17 protein-coding genes and 1 tRNA gene are annotated in these 17,691 nt (G+C 67.6%); 9 read left to right on the top strand and 9 right to left on the bottom strand.

Translation table 11 applies throughout. The features are described 5' to 3' along the window. Nucleotides 1-26 precede the first annotated feature (26 nt). Nucleotides 27-281: a 30S ribosomal protein S18 gene (gene rpsR / locus ACWETB_RS01930; protein ID WP_348802976.1), complete on the top strand. Its 255-nt coding sequence runs from the start codon at nucleotides 27-29 to the stop codon at nucleotides 279-281. 25 nt (nucleotides 282-306) lie between these two features. Here the strand turns inward: rpsR and ACWETB_RS01935 are convergent, their stop codons facing one another. Then, nucleotides 307-2,097, bottom strand: coding sequence for a cation:proton antiporter (locus ACWETB_RS01935; RefSeq protein WP_348802977.1), 1,791 nt, complete (start codon nucleotides 2,095-2,097; stop codon nucleotides 307-309). 211 nt (nucleotides 2,098-2,308) lie between these two features. Here ACWETB_RS01935 and ACWETB_RS01940 point away from each other — a divergent pair, with 211 nt between their 5' ends. The 3 genes from ACWETB_RS01940 (at nucleotide 2,309) to ACWETB_RS01950 (ending at nucleotide 5,852) form a co-directional block, all read left to right on the top strand. After that, the gene (locus ACWETB_RS01940) at nucleotides 2,309-3,310 is read left to right on the top strand and encodes an AurF N-oxygenase family protein (RefSeq protein WP_452208903.1); all 1,002 of its coding nucleotides are present in this window, start codon (nucleotides 2,309-2,311) and stop codon (nucleotides 3,308-3,310) included. 63 nt (nucleotides 3,311-3,373) lie between these two features. Then, complete coding sequence (locus tag ACWETB_RS01945; RefSeq protein ID WP_452208905.1) at nucleotides 3,374-4,900, top strand: 4Fe-4S binding protein; 1,527 nt, start codon at nucleotides 3,374-3,376, stop codon at nucleotides 4,898-4,900. 130 nt (nucleotides 4,901-5,030) lie between these two features. After that, nucleotides 5,031-5,852, top strand: coding sequence for a hypothetical protein (locus ACWETB_RS01950; RefSeq protein ID WP_452208907.1), 822 nt, complete (start codon nucleotides 5,031-5,033; stop codon nucleotides 5,850-5,852). A 77-nt stretch (nucleotides 5,853-5,929) separates the two neighbouring features. Here the strand turns inward: ACWETB_RS01950 and ACWETB_RS01955 are convergent, their stop codons facing one another. Further along, entirely contained in the window at nucleotides 5,930-6,514 is a 585-nt protein-coding gene (locus ACWETB_RS01955; protein WP_449744283.1) for a helix-turn-helix domain-containing protein, read from the bottom strand. A 19-nt stretch (nucleotides 6,515-6,533) separates the two neighbouring features. Between ACWETB_RS01955 and ACWETB_RS01960 the strand changes: the two genes are divergently transcribed. After that, a complete protein-coding gene (locus ACWETB_RS01960) occupies nucleotides 6,534-7,301 on the top strand; it encodes an AzlC family ABC transporter permease (RefSeq protein WP_452208910.1) in 768 nt (255 codons plus the stop codon). Then, nucleotides 7,298-7,621 (top strand): AzlD domain-containing protein, encoded by a 324-nt coding sequence (locus tag ACWETB_RS01965; protein WP_449744281.1) that lies wholly within the window; start codon nucleotides 7,298-7,300, stop codon nucleotides 7,619-7,621. The genes ACWETB_RS01960 and ACWETB_RS01965 overlap by 4 nt, the downstream gene beginning before the upstream one ends. Before the next feature lie 16 nt (nucleotides 7,622-7,637). On the opposite strand, the gene ACWETB_RS01970 is transcribed toward ACWETB_RS01965, so the two are convergent. Both ACWETB_RS01970 and ACWETB_RS01975 read right to left on the bottom strand, forming a co-directional pair. Beyond that, the gene (locus ACWETB_RS01970; protein ID WP_452208912.1) at nucleotides 7,638-8,588 is read right to left on the bottom strand and encodes an esterase/lipase family protein; all 951 of its coding nucleotides are present in this window, start codon (nucleotides 8,586-8,588) and stop codon (nucleotides 7,638-7,640) included. Between the two features lie 86 nt (nucleotides 8,589-8,674). Next, the gene (locus tag ACWETB_RS01975; RefSeq protein ID WP_452208914.1) at nucleotides 8,675-9,685 is read right to left on the bottom strand and encodes a GGDEF domain-containing protein; all 1,011 of its coding nucleotides are present in this window, start codon (nucleotides 9,683-9,685) and stop codon (nucleotides 8,675-8,677) included. A gap of 796 nt (nucleotides 9,686-10,481) precedes the next feature. On the opposite strand from ACWETB_RS01975, the gene ACWETB_RS01980 reads away from it, so the two are divergent. Beyond that, nucleotides 10,482-11,306, top strand: a complete 825-nt coding sequence (locus ACWETB_RS01980; RefSeq protein WP_449744278.1) for a formate/nitrite transporter family protein — start codon at nucleotides 10,482-10,484, stop codon at nucleotides 11,304-11,306. A 98-nt stretch (nucleotides 11,307-11,404) separates the two neighbouring features. Here the strand turns inward: ACWETB_RS01980 and ACWETB_RS01985 are convergent. Continuing rightward, nucleotides 11,405-11,477: transfer RNA gene (locus ACWETB_RS01985), tRNA-Ala, on the bottom strand. A gap of 106 nt (nucleotides 11,478-11,583) precedes the next feature. Here ACWETB_RS01985 and ACWETB_RS01990 point away from each other — a divergent pair. Then, nucleotides 11,584-12,363, top strand: coding sequence for a hypothetical protein (locus tag ACWETB_RS01990; protein ID WP_452208916.1), 780 nt, complete (start codon nucleotides 11,584-11,586; stop codon nucleotides 12,361-12,363). On the opposite strand, the gene sepX is transcribed toward ACWETB_RS01990, so the two are convergent. Beyond that, nucleotides 12,320-13,612 carry a divisome protein SepX/GlpR gene (sepX, locus tag ACWETB_RS01995; protein WP_452208918.1) on the bottom strand — a complete coding sequence of 431 codons (1,293 nt, stop codon included), beginning with the start codon at nucleotides 13,610-13,612 and terminating at the stop codon, nucleotides 12,320-12,322. The genes ACWETB_RS01990 and sepX overlap by 44 nt on opposite strands. A 135-nt stretch (nucleotides 13,613-13,747) precedes the next feature. Next, nucleotides 13,748-14,398 (bottom strand): SIMPL domain-containing protein, encoded by a 651-nt coding sequence (locus ACWETB_RS02000; RefSeq protein WP_452208920.1) that lies wholly within the window; start codon nucleotides 14,396-14,398, stop codon nucleotides 13,748-13,750. Between the two features lie 146 nt (nucleotides 14,399-14,544). Between ACWETB_RS02000 and ACWETB_RS02005 the strand changes: the two genes are divergently transcribed. Next, nucleotides 14,545-15,282 carry a hypothetical protein gene (locus ACWETB_RS02005; RefSeq protein ID WP_452208922.1) on the top strand — a complete coding sequence of 246 codons (738 nt, stop codon included), beginning with the start codon at nucleotides 14,545-14,547 and terminating at the stop codon, nucleotides 15,280-15,282. Nucleotides 15,283-15,547: 265 nt separating this feature from the next. Here ACWETB_RS02005 and ACWETB_RS02010 read toward each other — a convergent pair whose 3' ends face one another. Both ACWETB_RS02010 and glp read right to left on the bottom strand, forming a co-directional pair. Beyond that, nucleotides 15,548-16,204, bottom strand: coding sequence for a GNAT family N-acetyltransferase (locus ACWETB_RS02010; protein ID WP_452208924.1), 657 nt, complete (start codon nucleotides 16,202-16,204; stop codon nucleotides 15,548-15,550). Nucleotides 16,205-16,264: 60 nt separating this feature from the next. Further along, on the bottom strand, nucleotides 16,265-17,569 hold the full coding sequence (gene glp / locus ACWETB_RS02015; RefSeq protein WP_348802994.1) for a molybdotransferase-like divisome protein Glp: 1,305 nt from the start codon (nucleotides 17,567-17,569) through the stop codon (nucleotides 16,265-16,267). Nucleotides 17,570-17,691 lie beyond the last annotated feature (122 nt).

Genomic DNA, 17,691 nt, shown 5'->3' on the forward strand with positions numbered 1-17,691 from the left:
CCCACATCTGACACCCGAGGAAGATCATGCCCAAACCAGCACGACGTCGTTCGCGCGAACTCGCCACACCCGCCCGCCCACGTAACCGGCTGCGCGCTCTCAAGGCCGCCGACGGCGGCCCGGCCACGGTGGACTACAAGGACGTCGCGACCCTGCGCCACTTCATCTCCGATCGTGGGCGCATCCGGTCGCGACGGGTCACCGGCCTGACCCCACAGCAGCAACGGCAGGTGGCCACCGCCATCCGCAACGCCCGCGAGATGGCGCTGCTGCCGTACTGACGGACCGCCTCACCGAAAGACGGCGTCAGCCCGCCTGGATGTCGAGGCTGATCTCCTCGGCGTCGAGCTGACTCAGCATGCGCGACAACGCCTCCGACGAGTAGCTGCCCTCGCTGCGCAGGCGCAGCAGGCGGCGTCGTTGGGCGGCGATGATCTCGCGGCGGACCACCCGCATCTGTACCCGTTCGGATTGGCTGAGGCCGCTCGTCACGCCGGATCCGGGTCCGTCCGCGGAGTTCTCGGCCTCCCGGGTCGCCTGCTCTATGCGGTCACGCATCCACGGGATCGCCCGGATCTTCTCCGACTCGGTCATCGCCTTCTGCATGGCCTCGTCCATCTCGCGGCGGAGCCGGACCCGCTCGGCCCGATCGTCGGCAGTGGTGTCGGGCAGGCGGAGCGTGCGGATCAGCCAGCCGAGGGTGCCGCCCTGGATCAACAGCGACGCCGCCGCGACGACGAAGGCCGTCAGCACCAGCAACGAACGGGCCGGGGTGTCGGTGGGCAGGGTTTGCGCGGCGGCCACCGTGACGACGCCACGCAGGCCCGCCCACACCATGATGACGCCCTCCTTGGGGCCGACCGGGGTGTCGTCGTAGTAGTCGATGTCGGCCAGCGCCCGGGTGACGCGGGCGTTGATCCGCCCCGCGGTCTCCGGGGACACGTAGGACAGGTCGGCGAGGTCGGGGTTCTTGTGGCGCCGGAACCGGGCCCGCCAACGCCACCTCGAGAGCCGACGGCTCACCACCCCCTCCCCGTCCGGTGGGGAGGTCGGCGACGGTGTCGCGGTGAAACCCTCCAGCACCGGCCGGATTCGGTCGCCGCGGCGGCGTCGTCGTTCCAGCCACCACACCGTGGGCACGACATAGATCGCCCGGATCACCAGCGCCACACCGAGAGCCGCCAGACCGAGCCAGATCGCGTGGGTGACACCGGTGCGCTCCTGCTGCACATCGCGCATCAGCGCGAACAGTTCCAGCCCCATCAGGAAGAACACGCCGCCCTCGGCGAGCATCTCGACCATCCGCCAGTTCTGGGTGTCGGAGATGCGGTGGCTCGGCGTCAGGAATCGGGCCGCGCCGGCACCGGTGATCAGGCCCGCGGTGACGGCGGCGACCAGCCCGGATGCACCGAGTTGCTCGGCGGGTAGATAGGCCAGGTACGGCACGGTGAACGAGATGGCCGTGTTGACCGCGGGATCGTTGACCCGGGCCCGGACGCGCAGGTTGAGCGCCCCCACGAGGGCACCGATCGTCACCGCCACGACGACCGCCCAGACGAAGTTGACGACGACCCCGCCGAAGGAGATCGTCGTCGCGATCGCCGCGACGGCCGCCCGCAGCAGCACCAGGGCGGTCGCGTCGTTGAGCATGCTCTCGCCCTCGAGGACCGCGGTGACCCGCGAGGGCACCCCGAGTTTCTTGGCGATCGAGGTGGCCACCGCGTCGGTGGGGCTGACGATGGCGCCCAGCGCGATGCCGGTGGCGATGCCGATCTCGGGCACCACGGCCCAGAAGAAGAGGCCGAGCAGAACCGAGCTGATCAGCACCAGCACCACCGACAACGCACTGATCGCGCCGAAGTCACGGCGGAACTCCATCGCGGGCATCTGTACCGCCGCCGAGTACAGCAGCGGTGGCAGCACGCCCACGAGAATCCATTCGGGGTCCAGATGCACCTCGGGAACGATCGGGAGGATGCCGATGACCGCGCCGATCACCACCAGCGCCAGCGCGGACGGGACCCGCACCCGGGGGCTGATCTCGATGACGGCGACGATGAGCAGGATGGCGCCGACGACGATCAGGATCTTGTCCATGGGTCACATGTTCTCTCGGATGGTCGCGTCGCGGCCACCTGGTGCCGTGTCGTCCGCACCCGAGAACATGAGGACACTTTCCACACCTGCGACTGTGCCATTGACTGTTGACACACAGGACGGCTTCCGCCTACCGTCGTGACAACGTTTGTTGTCGAATCGCTGCGGCCGTCACCCACCTGCGCCGCCATCGAAAACAGGAGCATCAGCCATGACCGACGTACTGCGCTACGTGCCCGAGCACGACAAGGCCACCACCGACGGCGACTACCAGCAGGTTCTCGAGGATCTGTCGGCCGCATCGGTGCACCGCAACTTCGATCCGTACCTCGACATTGACTGGGACGCACCCGAGATGGCGGTCATCCCGCATGATCGCCGCTGGATTCTGTCGTATGACGTCGACCCCATCGGGCGCAGTGCCTGGTATCAGGCGCAGCCGGAGGACACGCAGATCGCCATCGGCATGTGGCGTCAGGCCAACGTCGCCAAGGTGGGTCTGCAGTTCGAGTCAATCCTGATCCGCGGACTCATGCAGTACAGCTTCAAGCTCGACAACGGCGACAAGCAGTTCCGCTACACCACGCACGAATCCAAAGAGGAGTGCAACCACACCCTGATGTTCCAGGAGCTGGTCAACCGCATCGGGATGGACGTTCCCGGCGCGAAGAAGTTCTACCGTCGCATCTCCATGTTCGTGCCGCTGGCCTCGACGATCTTCCCGACCGTCTTCTTCTTCGGCGTGCTCGGTGGCGAGGAGCCGATCGATCACCTGCAGAAGGACTTCCTGCGCACCACTGACGATCTACACCCGGCGATGGCCGCGGTGATGCAGCTGCACGTCGCCGAGGAGGCCCGCCACATCTCCTTCGCGCACCATCACCTGCGGGAGACCGTGCCGCAGAAGGGTCCGGTCCAGCGGTTCATCCTGTCGCTGATGCTGCCGCTGACGATGCGCATCCTGCTCGGGGCGATCATGGTGCCGCCGCGTTCCTTCCGCCGCGAATTCGACATCCCCGATTCGGTGATGCGCGACATCTTCTGGCGCTCAAAGGAATCCAAACGAGTGCGGCGCAATGTCTTCGGTGACGTCCGGATGCTCGGCGATCAGTGCGGGCTGATGAATCCGGTGTCGCGGGTGTTGTGGCGTGCGTTGGGTATCTCCGGCCGGTCGTCGCGATTCCGCAGCGAGCCGATCTACACCGCTCCCTGAGCCGCAGCCGCCGACGATCCCACTGCCGACGATCCACCGACTGAGAAGAAGCACACCTCCCTCATGCCTCATGTCGTCACACAGGCCTGCTGCGGGGACGCGTCCTGCGTCTACGCCTGCCCGGTGAACTGCATACATCCCACCCCGGACGAGCCCGACTTCGGCATCGCCGAGATGCTCTACATCGATCCGAACACCTGCGTCGACTGCGGCGCCTGCGTGACCGCGTGCCCGGTCGGCGCGATCAGCGCCGGGCATCGCCTCACCGAGGGGCAGGAACGGTTCATCGACATCAACGCGAGCATGTACGGCATGACCCGGTCGGGGGCCGCCGGACCCGACATCGGGCTCACCGAGGCCCGCTTCCCGGTCGATCCGGGCCGCCGGCTGCCGCTGGCCCCCATCGCGCATCCCGACGCCCTCGACGTCGACGGCGCGGTGTCGGTCGGCATCGTCGGCTCCGGGCCGTCGGCGATGTATGCCGCCGACGATCTGCTGCGCTATCCGCAGGTGAGCGTCACCATGTACGAACGCCTCGACCGCCCGTTCGGCCTGTCCCGGTTCGGGGTCGCCCCCGACCATCAGTCCACCCGCTCGGTGATGCGGCTGTTCGACGACATCGCCCGCAACCCGCGCCTGGAGATCCAGCTCAACACCGAGGTGGGGCGCGACGTCACCCTCGATGAGCTGCGCCGACGTCACACCGCGGTGATCTGGGCCGGCGGTGCGCCGACCGACAAACCCCTGCCGATCGACGGCGCGGATGCCGACGGCGTCACCAGTGCGACCTCGTTCGTCGGCTGGTACAACGATCACCCGGATTTCGCCGATCTCGACGTCGACCTGTCGGGTCGCGAGGTCGTGGTGATCGGCACCGGCAACGTCGCCCTCGACGTGGCCCGCATCCTGGTGCGTGACCCCGACGATCTGGCCGACACCTCGATCTCGGCCACCGCACTCTCCGCGCTGCGCACGTCCGGGGTCCGACGGGTCACCGTCCTCGGCCGCCGCGGCGCCGAACATGCGGCGTTCACGTTGCCCGAGCTGGTCGGCCTCGTCGACGGCGGCATCCCGGTCACCGTCGACGCGCAGGATCTGCCGTCGCCGGGGTCGACGACAGATCCGACGTCACGGACCAAGCTCGAGGTGCTCGCCGAGATCGCGGCCCGGCCGGTACCGACCGGGCCGCACATCCGGTTCGCCTTCGGCCGTGCACCGCGTGAGATCACGGTCGTCGACGGTCGGGCACGTGGGGTCGTCGTCGACCGGCCGGACGGGTTCCAGGAACTCCTGGATGCGGGTCTGGTGCTCACCTCGATCGGCTATCGCGGCCGTCCGGTCCCCGGCCTGCCGTTCGACGCCGATCGCGGCGTCATCCCGCACGACGCCGGGCGGGTTCGCGACGAGTCGGGTCCGGTTCCGGGGATGTATGTGACCGGCTGGATCAAACGCGGACCGTCCGGATTCATCGGCACCAACAAGACCGACTCCGGTGAGACGGTGGCCTCCCTCGTCGACGATCTGGAATCCGGTCGTCTGCCGGTCCGGGCCTCCTCGCGGCGCTCGTTGCTGCGCGTCGGACGACGCTGATCGGCCCGCCGGGTCGCCTCCCCTGCCCCCGGCATCACCCCGATCACAATTCAGACTCAGGTCTGGTTTCCACCGGTGCGATTTGGGCCGGGCACGAGTAACGTTCAGGCGCGATGAGGGGGTGCGCCTGATGAGCGAGACGATTTCTCGCTTCGACTACATCGATGCGGCACGCGGTCTCGGCAGCCAGTTCGCCGAGATGGTGCGTGACGTCGATTCCCCGGATGTGCGTGTGGAATCGCATCGCAACTGGTCGTTGGCCGACTGCGTCGGACACATCGCTTGTGAACCGGGCAGGTATCTCGATCTCGCCCACGGCGTCGACGAATGGCCACGCCACCCGCGGGAACTCGCCGACATCTACGCCAAACAGATCGCGAACCTGACGACCCGGGACACCGGGACGCTCGCCGAGCAGTTCCTCTCCGATCTCGACGAACTCCTCGACACCGTCGGACACTTCGGCGCCCGGGTACCGATGATGCTGATGGATGGGCGCCGGCTCGTCCGCTCCGACACCGCGCTCGGCATTCTGATCGGCGAGATCGCCGTGCGTGGCCGGGACATCGCGCGAGTCCTCGGGGCGCGCTGGACCATCGACCCGTCAATCGCCCCCCTGGTCACCCGCGGCGGTCATCAACTGCTGCGCCCGTGGGCCGACGATCATCTGTGCGGCGGCCACACGGCCACCTACCAGGTCCGCATCCGTGGCACCCGCGAGCGGATCGTCTACGAATTCACCGACGGCTACCTCGACATCGATCCGGCCGAGCCGCGTCGGCCCGACGTGATCATCAGCGTCGATCCGGTGTCGGTGGTCCTGGCCGCCCACGGCCGGTTCTCGGCGATGCCGGCGGTGCTGGGTGGACGCGCGGTCTGCTGGGGTTCGCGCCCGTGGCTGGCCTTCGGCCTCAACCGCAGACTCGCCGCGGCACGCTGCCACACCTGCTGACACCACCCGGTATCGGCGCCGGACAGTTGCTACGTCGCCTCAGTCCTACATCGCATCCGTCCTACATCGCCTCAGTCCTACATCGCCTCACTGATCATCACCGCGACCGTGCCCGGTTCGCGTGCGTCGAAGATGTGCGCGACGTCGCCGGGGTAGCAGATGTAGTCGCCGGGACCGATCTCGACCGGCTCGTCCTGCGGGCCGACGAGCGCGCGTCCCGCACTGAGCACCACGTGTTCGACGACGCCTCGTGCGTGCGGTTCGGATCGGCGCGGGGCACCCGGTTCGGCCCGGATCAGGTACAGGTCGCGGCGCGCGCCGGGTGGCGCCGCCGACAGCAAGGTGGTGAGGTAATCGGCGTCGGCGGCGGCGATCACCGAGCCCTGACCCGCGCGGATCACCTCGACACGACGTTCCGGCGCGTCGAGCAGCGTCGAGAATTGAATTCCCAGTGCGGTGCTCAGCGCCCACATCGTCTCCACGCTGGGGTTGCCCTCACCCGACTCGAGCTGCGACAACGTCGACTTGCCGACCCCGGCCAGCCGCGCGAGCTCCCCCAGCGATAGCCCGGCGCGGGCCCGCTCGCGCTTGATACCCGCGGCAACGAGTTTCTTGGGGTCCGGTTCATCGAACGATCGTCCTTCTTGACGAACATTGACCATAAGGTTCATCATAGCGGCCATGCGTTCATCAGACAGAACGAATGCCGACCGGTGGCGTCCGTGGCGCACACTCGACGCGCCCACTGTGCGTGCCGTCGCGGTGATGTGCCTGTCGGTGTTGGTGATCGGGATGTCCTACGGGGTGTCCGGCCACGGCGCCGGCCTGACCTGGTGGCAGTTGACGATCATCGCGACCGTCGTGCTCGCCGGATCGTCGGAGTTCGTGTTCGTCGCGGTCCTGGCCGCCGGCGGCGCACCACTGCTCGGCGCGGCCGCCGGGTTGCTCGTCAACACCCGCAACCTCGGATACGGCCTGGCGGTGGGTCGGCACCTCGATCGGGGCGTACCGATGCTGCTCGGCGCGCATCTCATCAACGACGAGACCGCCGCCCTGGCCACCGCCGAATCCGATCGGCGACGCGGGCGGGCCGTCTTCTTCCTCTGCGGCACAGGCATTTTGGTGTGCTGGCCGGCCGGGGCGGCACTCGGGTCGGTGATCGGCGACGTGGTCGCCCGACCCGGATCCCTCGGACTCGACGCCGCGTTCCCGGCGTTGTTGGCGGCGTTGGCGATTCCCGCGTTGCGTGATCGCGCCGTCGTCGGCGCCGCCGCCATCGGCGGTGCGGCCGCACTCGCGGCCACGCCGTTCGTGCCGGCCGGCGTCCCCGTCCTCATCGCCTTGGTCGGCGTCGCCGCCACGGCGCGGTACCGGATTCACAACGAGCCGGAGAACCTCGCGGCCGCAGATGATTTCGACCAGGAAGTCCCGATGGAGGTGCCGCGATGAGCCACTCGGTGGCCCTGACCGTCGGCGTGGCGGTCCTCGCCGTGGGCACCTACCTACTGCGGATCGCCGGGCCCGCATTGCGGAGTCGGGTGCGGGTCTCCGCAGCCGCGGCCGCACTGCTGGATCGGGCGGCGGTGGTGCTGCTGGTGGCCGTCGCCCTCACCGGGGCGATCTACAGCGGTCACGACGTCGCCGGGTGGGCCCGACCGACCGGTGTGGCCGTGGGAGTGCTTGCCGCACTGTGCAAGGCACCGATCGTCGTGGTCGTCGTACTCGCCGCCGCCACCGCCGCCGGATTACGGGCGGTCGGGGTGGCGTGAGCTCAGATCGACTGCGTCAGAACGTACTTCCGGTGATCGGTGCGGCCCGGTCGCAGGGAACCTGACGAGGATGCGCCGGATCCAGGGCGTTGAGCACGAAATACGCACCGCGCCGCGATCCGGCCAGACCGGCATGCTCGGTGTAGTCGACCGGGCATCCGTCCTGCACGACGATGTTGTGCACGTTGGCGCCACCGGGTTGCTGTCCCGAGGTGTAGGGGACCACCAGTTCGTCGTAGCGGGTGGAGATGTTGGTGTAGGTGATGTTCGGCAGGTAGATCCCGCCGTCGCGCAGCTTGGTCATGAACGGCGACGCCGCGTCGAACTGACCGCAGGCGTTGCAGATCGGAAATCCGTCGGCCGGCACACCCAGTTGCCGGACGAGCGGCAGGATCAGATCGGTTCCGGCCAGCGTGGTCCCGTTCCACAGCGGCGCGAGTGAGACATACTTGTCGATTTTTCCCTGCCCACCAAGGTATTTCGCGTAGTAGTCCGGGATCACGGTGCCCTGCGAGTGGCCGACGATGTCCACCTTCTGCGCCCCGGTCGCGTCCAGCACCCGAGCGATGAAGCGCCCCAACTCTGCGGCGCTGTCCTGCATCGGCGCCATGCCGCCGATCGCGGTGAACGGGAACGGCAGCCCGTCGATGGTGCCGTAGGTCAACGCGAAGACACAGTAGCCCTCGTTCTTCAGCAGCGGCGCATACGTTCCCCAGTTGGTCTGTTGCGCCCCACCCGTACCATGCACCAGCACAACGGGATTGGGATGTGCCGCGGACGGCGTGCAGGTGAAATCGTTGGACCCGGGCAGCGATCCACCGGGGTGGGCGAGCTCCGACGGGATGCCGCCGAGAAAGTTGTAGGACACCGGAAGCGCCGCCCGCGCGACACCCCCACCCGGTCCGAGCGCACACACCACGGCGGCAACGATGACGGAAACGGCGACGACGATACCCCTCGACCTCATACCGCCAACCTAACAAGTGCTTGGTCCAGTTGTGGACGAACCAGCCGACCGGCAGATCTCGTCGGTGCGGATCGCAACGATGCCGATCAGAACCCGGGATTCGACCGTTTCATGGACAGCATCGTCAGGTCCGACTCGGCGATGAGCGATTCCAGGGTGCCGGAGTACCCCGGCTCGTGGTGCACCCAGCCGACCGTCACCGGGTGACCGTTCTCCCGAAGCCCCTGCTCGAGACGGGTTTGCAGGGCGCGGACGGTGTCGGCGTCGTCGGCGGCCATCAGCACCGCGAACTCGTCGCCGCCGATGCGTGCGGCCACATCTCCGTCGTCGAGGACCCAGTGCAGCGATCCACCGACCGCAGTGATGGTCACGTCGCCGGCCGCATGCCCCTGCGAGTCGTTGATCTGTTTCAGTCCGTCGATGTCCACGAAAGCGAGCAGCAGGTGCCGGCCACGGTGTTCGGCGTCGTTCAGATATCGGCCCCCACGTTCGATGAATCCGCGGCGGTTGAGCAGATCGGTCATGTCGTCGGTCACCGCCATCTGCCGGATCGTCTCGTTGGCGTCACGCAACCGGCGTTCGGTGCGTCGCCACGTGACGGCGATGATCACCGCGAGCAGGTCGGCCTTGAGCAGTTGCATGGCGACCAGACCGACCGACGCCGCCTGCGGGTAGCGGATCGCGCACAGCACCGCGATCACATTGAGGGTGAGGATCAGCGCCGCGGCGACGCGTGGATAGGGCACGAGGGCACCGATACCCACGATCAAGAGAAGAGTGCCGATCGACGGATAGGCGATTCCGGTGCAGAACGTGTACACCACCGGGTTCGCACCCACCACGATCGCGGTAAATGTCACCGCCCACACCGCATTCCGCGGGGTGATGACGCCCGGCCGGCGCCACAGCACCAGCGTCACCACGCCGAGGACACCGGCGGTGGCCAGCGCAAATATCGACGCGGGGACCGCACCGCGAGTGTGATCGACCGACAGTCGACTCAGCCCGACGCCGAGAAAGAGCAGACAACCGACCAGCACCGTGATGACGAGCCGGTCATCGACGAGTGCATCGTCGTTCCGAGCGGTCCCCTGCACAACAATCCTCGCCCGTGGTCCTGACAGTCTTCGGCCTGGCCGTGGTGCGCACGCCGATCCCAACCCCTTCGTCCATCATGCAACCCGGTTGCGGACCGGGCAACCCTGCCCGGCCTCGGTAGCGCCTGTCCGGTCACATCTCACCGAGATTGCACAACCGGACACAATCCGCTTCGCGGTCGAGTTCACTGAGGGTCAAGTTTCATTGAGGCGCCCGAGTTCACTGGGACCCAGCCGATATCGATCCTTGACAGTCGTCACACGATGAACGCAGCACCCATGTCCATCACCGTGAAGATGGCGGAAATGCCAGCGGCACAGCAACAGTCACCGGGAAAGCGACGCCATCGACGGCGAGATGCTCAGCGGTGACGGCGGCAACGGCGGTTCCGCATCGGGCGGGACCGCGACGCCGGGATCTGGCGGAGCCGGTGGCGCCGGGGGCATCGGCAGGCGCAGACGGGCTGTGAGTGTGGGGACGTGGCCGAGCACGCGGCACTTGTCCGACCGGCCGCTCACACCGTGGCACGACCCGAACTGTCCATTTTCGATGTGATGATTCTCGAGGTGGAAGCTCACTCAGGCTGCGACGAACTCTGGACCGAACGACCTCACGATGGAAGTACTCTCCGTGTGCACCCAGCCAATCCTTCACGGCGTGTTGGGATTTGTTCCGGCGATTCGCCGTCGGTGTCTTCTACGATCGACCTGTGACGTCCGAGAGGAATTGCCGACGATGGCACAACCGGTGTCGACGACGGCGCTGCGGACTCCGGTCGTCGGCGCGTAGGCAACGATGAGTGACGATGCGAAGCGCCGACGGATCGGCCCCAACGACGGACCCGTCGAAGACGAACTCGAACGCAGCTTTGAAGCGGTGGTCACCGAAGGTGCCGAACGCCTGCACCGCACCGGACGCGCCGTCCTTGTCACCGGCCTGTTCGGCGGGATCGAGGTGTCGGTCGGCATCATGGCGATGCTTGCCGTGCTCCACCAGACCGGAAATCACCTTCTCGCCGGCGTGGCGTTCGCCATCGGACTCATCGCCATCTACCTCGCACACAGCGAGTTGTTCACCGAAGACTTCTTGATGCCGATCGCAGCAGTCGTATCACGCGACGGCAGGCTGCGTGACCTCGGCAAGCTGTGGATCGGCACCCTGGCGGCCAATCTGGTCGGTGGTGCGATCATGATGTGGATCGTGACCCGCGCGTTTCCCGAATGGAGTGCGACGCTGGCCGAGTCGGCCGAACACTTCGTCCACGCGCCCCTCAACCTGCAATCCATCTGCCTGGCGGTGCTCGGCGGGAGCACCATGACCCTACTGACGCGGATGCAACAGGGCACCGATTCGCCCGTCGCCCGGATAGTGGCGTGCGTCGGTGCGGCGTTTCTCCTTGCCGGCCTCCAACTGTTCCACTCTGTTCTCGACTCGCTGTTGATCTTCGGCGGGATCTTCTCGGGTGCCGACGTCAGCATCGTCGATTGGCTCCGATGGTTCTGGTACGCGGTGCTGTTCAACATCGTCGGCGGAGTCGTACTCGTGACATCACTGCGGCTCCTGCGGACCAAGGAACTGGTCGAAGAAGAGCGCAGGCACGGCAACTACAGCCGCGGATGAGCACGACCGTGGTCGGCGACGATGCTCCGGAGGGCGTCGGAGAGCAGAAACGGCCCCTCCCGAAATCCGGGAGAGGCCGTCTGAGCTGGTGAGTTCTGTGGAGCTAAGGGGAATCGAACCCCTGACCTACTCGATGCGAACGAGTCGCGCTACCAACTGCGCCATAGCCCCGTGCCGGTCTCGCGACCAGCCTCAGACACTCTAGCAGCACGCGGCACAGTCCTCACAAACAGCTGGTCACGGTACTGACACCGACCCGTTCGCTACGCTCGCAGACGTGGCCTCCATGACCGACAAACAACTCGCGACCGCACTGGACAAGGCGATCGGCGTCATCGATCCGCTCCTGGATCTGCTCGCCGAGCGCGACCCGTTGCACCTCAAGGAACACACCTTCGCGCACGACCCCGAACCCCATGGGCCGGTCGCGAGGGTGCAGCACGCACTGGCCACCGCTCTCGACGTCGCCGACTGGCCGGGCACCCAGGGCTGGACGCAACTGTCCATGAATGAACGTGCCGACTGGTGGATCAGCCGCATCGGCACGATCAACACCATCGCGCTCGCCTACCCCGGGGTGCTTGGTGCGTGGGTGAAGTTCCTGCCCATCGCCACCCCGCTCGGATTCGCCAATCAGGCGATCGTCCTGGTCGCCGTCGCCCGGGAGTACGGGGTCACCGACCGCGCCTGGCAGACACGGCTTCTCGCGTCGGTGCTGTGCGGCCGCGACCTTCCCGATGAGGCATTGCCGTCGGCGGTCTCACCGGTGGGACCCGATTCGGCTCCCCGCCAGGGGCGTTCACCGATCCGGATGCTCTGGAACACCGGACAGATCCTCCGGAAGGTCGACGACGAGATGGGCCGCCGACCGCAACCGCGTCGACCCTTTTCGACGTTGTCGTGGATTCCGCTGATCGGCGCCCCGTCACTGTATGTCGGTGAGCGCCTTGCCCTGTGCCGCGCCGTGAAGGCCGGGCGCACGTGGATTGCCGAGCACCCGGAGTCGGTCGACGTCAGCCCGCCGCAGCCTGCCGGAAGTCCGGGTCTTCGCGCATGACCCGACGCCGCTGGAACGGCGGCAGATGATCGAATACCGGGTCCTCGTCGTCGATCTCGAGGACCACCGCACCGCCGGGACGTCGTAGCCGAGCCGGGGCGGGGGTCGCGGCGAACTCCGGTGTCTGCTCCTCACGACGCCGACGCTCATCGTCCTCACGGGCCGCGCGACGGGCCCGGGCGATGCGCTGGGCCCGAATCTGCTGCTCCGCCTTCACCGTTCGACGCAGATAGAACATGTAGGCCAGGAACACGACACCGGTGACGCCGGTGGCGACCCAGCCGTACAGGCCGAACACCACACCGCTCACGACGGCGGCGATGACGAGCACCATCAGTGTGAGGGTGACCCGCTGTCGTTCCTTGTACCGCAGGGCATCTCCCTGCGTGTCGATCGAGTATGCGGCGCGTCGACGAGACTTCCTGTCCGGCTTGATCTCTGGGGCGGGTTCGGTTGCCCGGTCGGCCTTCTTGGCGGCCGGCCGGACCTCCACCTCGTCGAGGTCGTCGTGCGGGTCGTCGAGGTCGACGTCGTCGTCGGCGTACTCGTCCTCGAGATCGTCGTCATACTCGGCGTCGTCCTCGTAGTCGTCGTCCTCGTACTCGTCGTCGAGATCGTCCTCGTACTCGTCGTCCTCGTATTCGTCGTCGTACTCATCGTCGGCGTCGTACTCGTCGTCGGCGTCGTACTCGTCGTCGGCGTCATACTCGTCGTCGGCGGCCTCAACGAGATCGATCTCCTCGATCTCCACCTCGACGACGTCGATTTCGACGCGCGTCACCGTCACCGCGGCAGGTGCGTCGGCGTCGGCCGCCGTCGCCACTTCGGTCTCGACCTCGCCGGTGAGCACGTCATCCTCGGCGTCCTGCTCGTCGGTGTCGGAATCCTGTTCTGCGGCTGCGTCGGTGGCGTCGGCGGTCACGTCATCGGTGGCGTCGGCAGCGGCTACCGCGCTGTCGGTGGCGGTTTCATCGTCGACGTCCTCGTCGGAATCGTCGTCGGCGTCCAGTACTGCGGTGGCCGAGCGGCGACTCGACACGCGCTCGGACTTCCACGACGGGTCATGCGGATGTGCGCCCGATGCACGACGCCGGGCGGTACGAGTGCGGGTGCCGCCGCGGTGCAGCAGGCGGGTCGCCCTGGCCGCATCGGTGGACTTCTTCATCTGCGGGCGGCCCTTGATGACCATCGGAACCAGCACGAAGAGCCACACTGCGACGAGGCAGACCCATAAGACGGAGGTGGGCATGGCTCTCCCTTTCTGTCACTCTGGTTACACGAGGCCACTCCACAATCTAGGGTGATCCGACGTCGACGCTGCGTAGACGCGCCGACGCGCACCGAGATTGAGGAGATTCTCAGGTGCGTCCGCTGAGCGAGGAGATCATTCGGCCACGAACCGGGCATCCACGGCCACGGTCATCTCGATGTCGCCCGGCCTCAGATCCAGTTCCGCACCGGAGTCCATCGGAGCGCCGGCCAGCACCATCCCGCGGGCCGTCGGCGTCGGCCCGGAGAGCATGTCGGGGTCGGCAAGTTGGGTGGCCACCACCGGTCCCCGACCGACCGCGTCGGCGTAGGCCTGAGCTTTGGCCACCGCATCGTCGACGGCCAGTCGCCGCAGTTCGACCTGATGACCACGCCGGCTGTCCTCTCCGAGCGCCCATCGCACGCCACCGACATCCACACCGGGCTCGGTGGCCCAGCGATCCACGAAACGGCCCAGTTCATCGAAGTCGACGAAGGTCGCGTCGATGCCGATGTCGGTCGAATACACGGGATCCTGGAGCTTGCCGTCCCGGCCGTAGGGGCGGTGGGAACTCACCCACACACTCTGGGAGGTCCACTCCCGCACCGCCGACTGCTCGGCGAGGTGGGCCACCGCGGCGGTCACCCGGGCGTGCACCTCGACGGCTTGCCGATACACGGCATCGCGCTGCTCACCGGACACATTCACCACCAGGCGCACTCGCGCCAGCTCTGGCTCGTACACCTCGCGCGCGTTACCCCGAACCACGATCTCCAACGTCGACATGGCCACACGCTACGTCACCCCGCCGCCGATCGGGCACGATGGAGCGACGACGTCGCGGCCCGACACACAGGAGTCCCCCCACCATGACACACCGCTCATCACACCACCGTGCCGGTGAATACCGGCTGCCCACAACGGCTCTCATCGTGACGACAACCATCGTCGGAATCTGCGCATTCGCCGTGCCCGCCGCGATGGTGGCCGGTGGTGACCTGGCGCCGGCCCGCGCGGCGGCGTCGACGAGCGCCGCGGTCGCCGAGTACTGGCAGTCCGGCCGGTCGGCACCGACCCCGGAGCTGGCACACCTGGTGGCCCAGTGGCAGCACTTCCACGCGGCGAAAGCCGTTCTCGCCGTGGCACTTCTCGCGCTGTCGCTGATGCTGTCGGTTCGTCTGTACCGTCGGTGGCGGTCGCACAGCCCATCCCGGTGGTCGGCCGTCGGCGCCGGCGGGGCGGCGCTGACCGCATCACTGGCAACGGTGGTGCTGGTCGCCAACATCCAGGGGACGCTGGCCCCGCTGTCATCGGTGCTGTCCTTCCTGCCCAGCGGCAATGGCGCGGCCCGGCCGGTCGGTGACGCCCTCGGCGGGTATCCGGCCTCCGGTGACGCGCATCCCGCCCTGACCGTCCTCGTCGACGACTTCGCCCGCTATCACGTCGTCGTGGCGGTCGCCGCCGCGCTGCTGACCGTCGTGCTCCTGGCCGTCGGGGCATACCTCATTCGCCGGTCGAGCACGGCATCCCGGTCATCGCGGCTGCGCCGCACCGCCGCCGTCACCGCCTGCCTGCTCGGCGCAGCGGCATGGGGACTGCTGAGCGCGGCGAACCTGAGTTCGGCACTACACCCGGCCGCGGCGCTGACGGGTTTCTTCGTCGGCGGATGAGCGCTGCCGGACCGACGAGCGTCGAGTGGGCGCCCCTTCGCGTCGAGTGTGCGCAGTCGCATGGCCGTGAGATCGGCAGGCGTGCCCAAAGAGGCAACCCGGACGCACACTCGACGAAAAAGCACACCCACTCGACGAGAAATGGCGCCCACTCGACGAGAATCGGCGCCCACTCGACGCGAAAGGGCGCCCACTCGACGGAAAACGGCGCCCACTCGACGGAAAAGGGCGCCCACTCGACGGAGATGAGGCCGACACCGTCAGATCAGAGGAAACTGGCCCGCCCGGACCGCACCAGGGCCTCGGCGACGCTGCCCTCGACCTCCTCGACGGTGAACCCGAACAGGTAGTGATCACGCCAGCGCTTGTTGACATCCATGTAGCGTTCCAGCAGGCCCTCGCGCCGGAACCCGACTTTCATCAGCACGGCCTGCGAGGCCGCGTTCTCCGGCTGCACGGTGGCTTCGAGGCGATGCAGCCCGACGGCACCGAAGCAATGGTCGACGCCGAGGGCGACGGCTGCGGTGGTGATCCCCTGCCCGGCATGTGCGGCGTCGATCCAGTAGCCGATCCACGCGGTGCGCACCGCGCCGCGCTGGATGTTGCCTACGGTGAGTTGGCCGACGTATCGACCGTCGAGTTCGATGACGAACGGCAGCAGGGTGCCCCGCTTCGCCTCGGATTTGAGAACCGAGAACAGCGGCGGCCACGAACTGACCTGGTGTCGCGACGCCCATGACCCGGTGCCGGACGGTTCCCACGGCAGCAGCGAATTCTGGTTCCGAATCCGCAGATCACTCCAGTCCTTGCCATCGCGCAGTTTCACCGGGCGCAGACTGACCGCGCCGGCCCGCGTACCGAGCGGACCGAGCGTCGCAGGCCACCCCGGGCTGACCGGATCACCACTCAACCACCTGAACACATCTGGGAGTCTATGCGGTGACGATCACACAGCGGGCGGGTAACCGCCGTGCCGATCGCCTCAGCCCCGCTGGGCCAGGAACGCCACCTCGACCTCGTCGCCGATGCCCAGTTCCTCCACGTCGGATTCGACGATGATCAGACAGTTGGCCTCGGCGAGTTCGGCAAGCAGGTGACTCGATCCGGTGGGTGAGGCGCCGAGCACCTGCACCAGGTACTCCCCCGACCGTTCGTCGCGCATCAACTGACCGCGCAGATATCCCTTGCGGCCCTTGACCGATGCGATGGGACCGATGGTGCGGGCCGTGATGACCCGGCGCATCGGTTGTCGCTTGCCCAGCGCGATGCGGATCAGCGGCCGGACCATCACCTCGAAGGACACCAGGGCACTGACCGGGTTGGACGGCAGCAAGAAGGTGGGCACCTCGTCGCGGCCGAGACGTCCGAAGCCCTGCACCGAGCCCGGATGCATCGCCACCCGCACCACCTCGAGGTCACCGAGGTCCGAGAGCGCATCGACCACCGAGCGGCCGGCCTGACCGCCGATCGCCCCGCAGATCACCACGATCTCGGATCGGATGAGTTGCGCCTCAACGACTTCGCGCATGCGGGAACTGTCGCGTTCGGCGATGCCGACGCGGTTGACGTCGGCACCGGCATCACGGGCCGCAGCGGCCAGCGCGTAACTGTTGACGTCGAAGATCTGTCCGGGCCCGGGGGTGCGGTCGATGTCGACGAGTTCACTGCCGATCGAGATCACCGACAACCGCGGCCGCGGATGCACCAGCACACGTGAATGTCCCACGGCGGCAAGCAGTCCCACCTGGGCGGGGCCGATGATGGCACCGGCGCGCACCGCCACGTCGCCGGGTTGGACGTCGTCACCGATCCGCCGGACGTAGTCACCGCTGTCGACGCCGTGGCCGACCTTGACCTTGGAGTCACCGCCATCGGTCCAGCGCAGCGGCACCACCGCGTCGGCGAGAGTGGGCATGGGCGCACCGGTTTCGACGCGGACGGCCTGCCGTGGCTGCAGTCGGGTGGGGGTGCGGGCTCCGGGTGCGATCTCGCCGACCACCGGCAGCGACACGATCATCGGTTCACCGGCCTCGAGGTCGATCAGGTCGGCGCCACCGGCGTCGAAGTCCTCGAGGTCCTCCGGTGCCGGTTCGCCGGCCAACACGACATCGACCGCGCGCACCGCGTACCCATCGACGGCGGCCTGGTCGAATCCGGGCATCGGCGCCTCAGTGAGGACTTCCTCGGCGCACATCAGGCCCTGCGCCTCAGAGATCGCCACCCGCACCGGACGGGGTGCGACCGCAGCGGCCGTCACCAACGTCAGATGATCTTCAACCGAACGCATCTCACCTCACCTACCGCCGGGCCCGGCTCCATCGCATCGAGGTTAGTAGGCCCGCGATGCCCGATGTGTCAGGCGCGCGGGGACCCGACCGAGGTGACCCGATGCGGCGAGCGCGTCGCGGT

The organism is Gordonia sp. NPDC003950 (genome assembly GCF_053605205.1).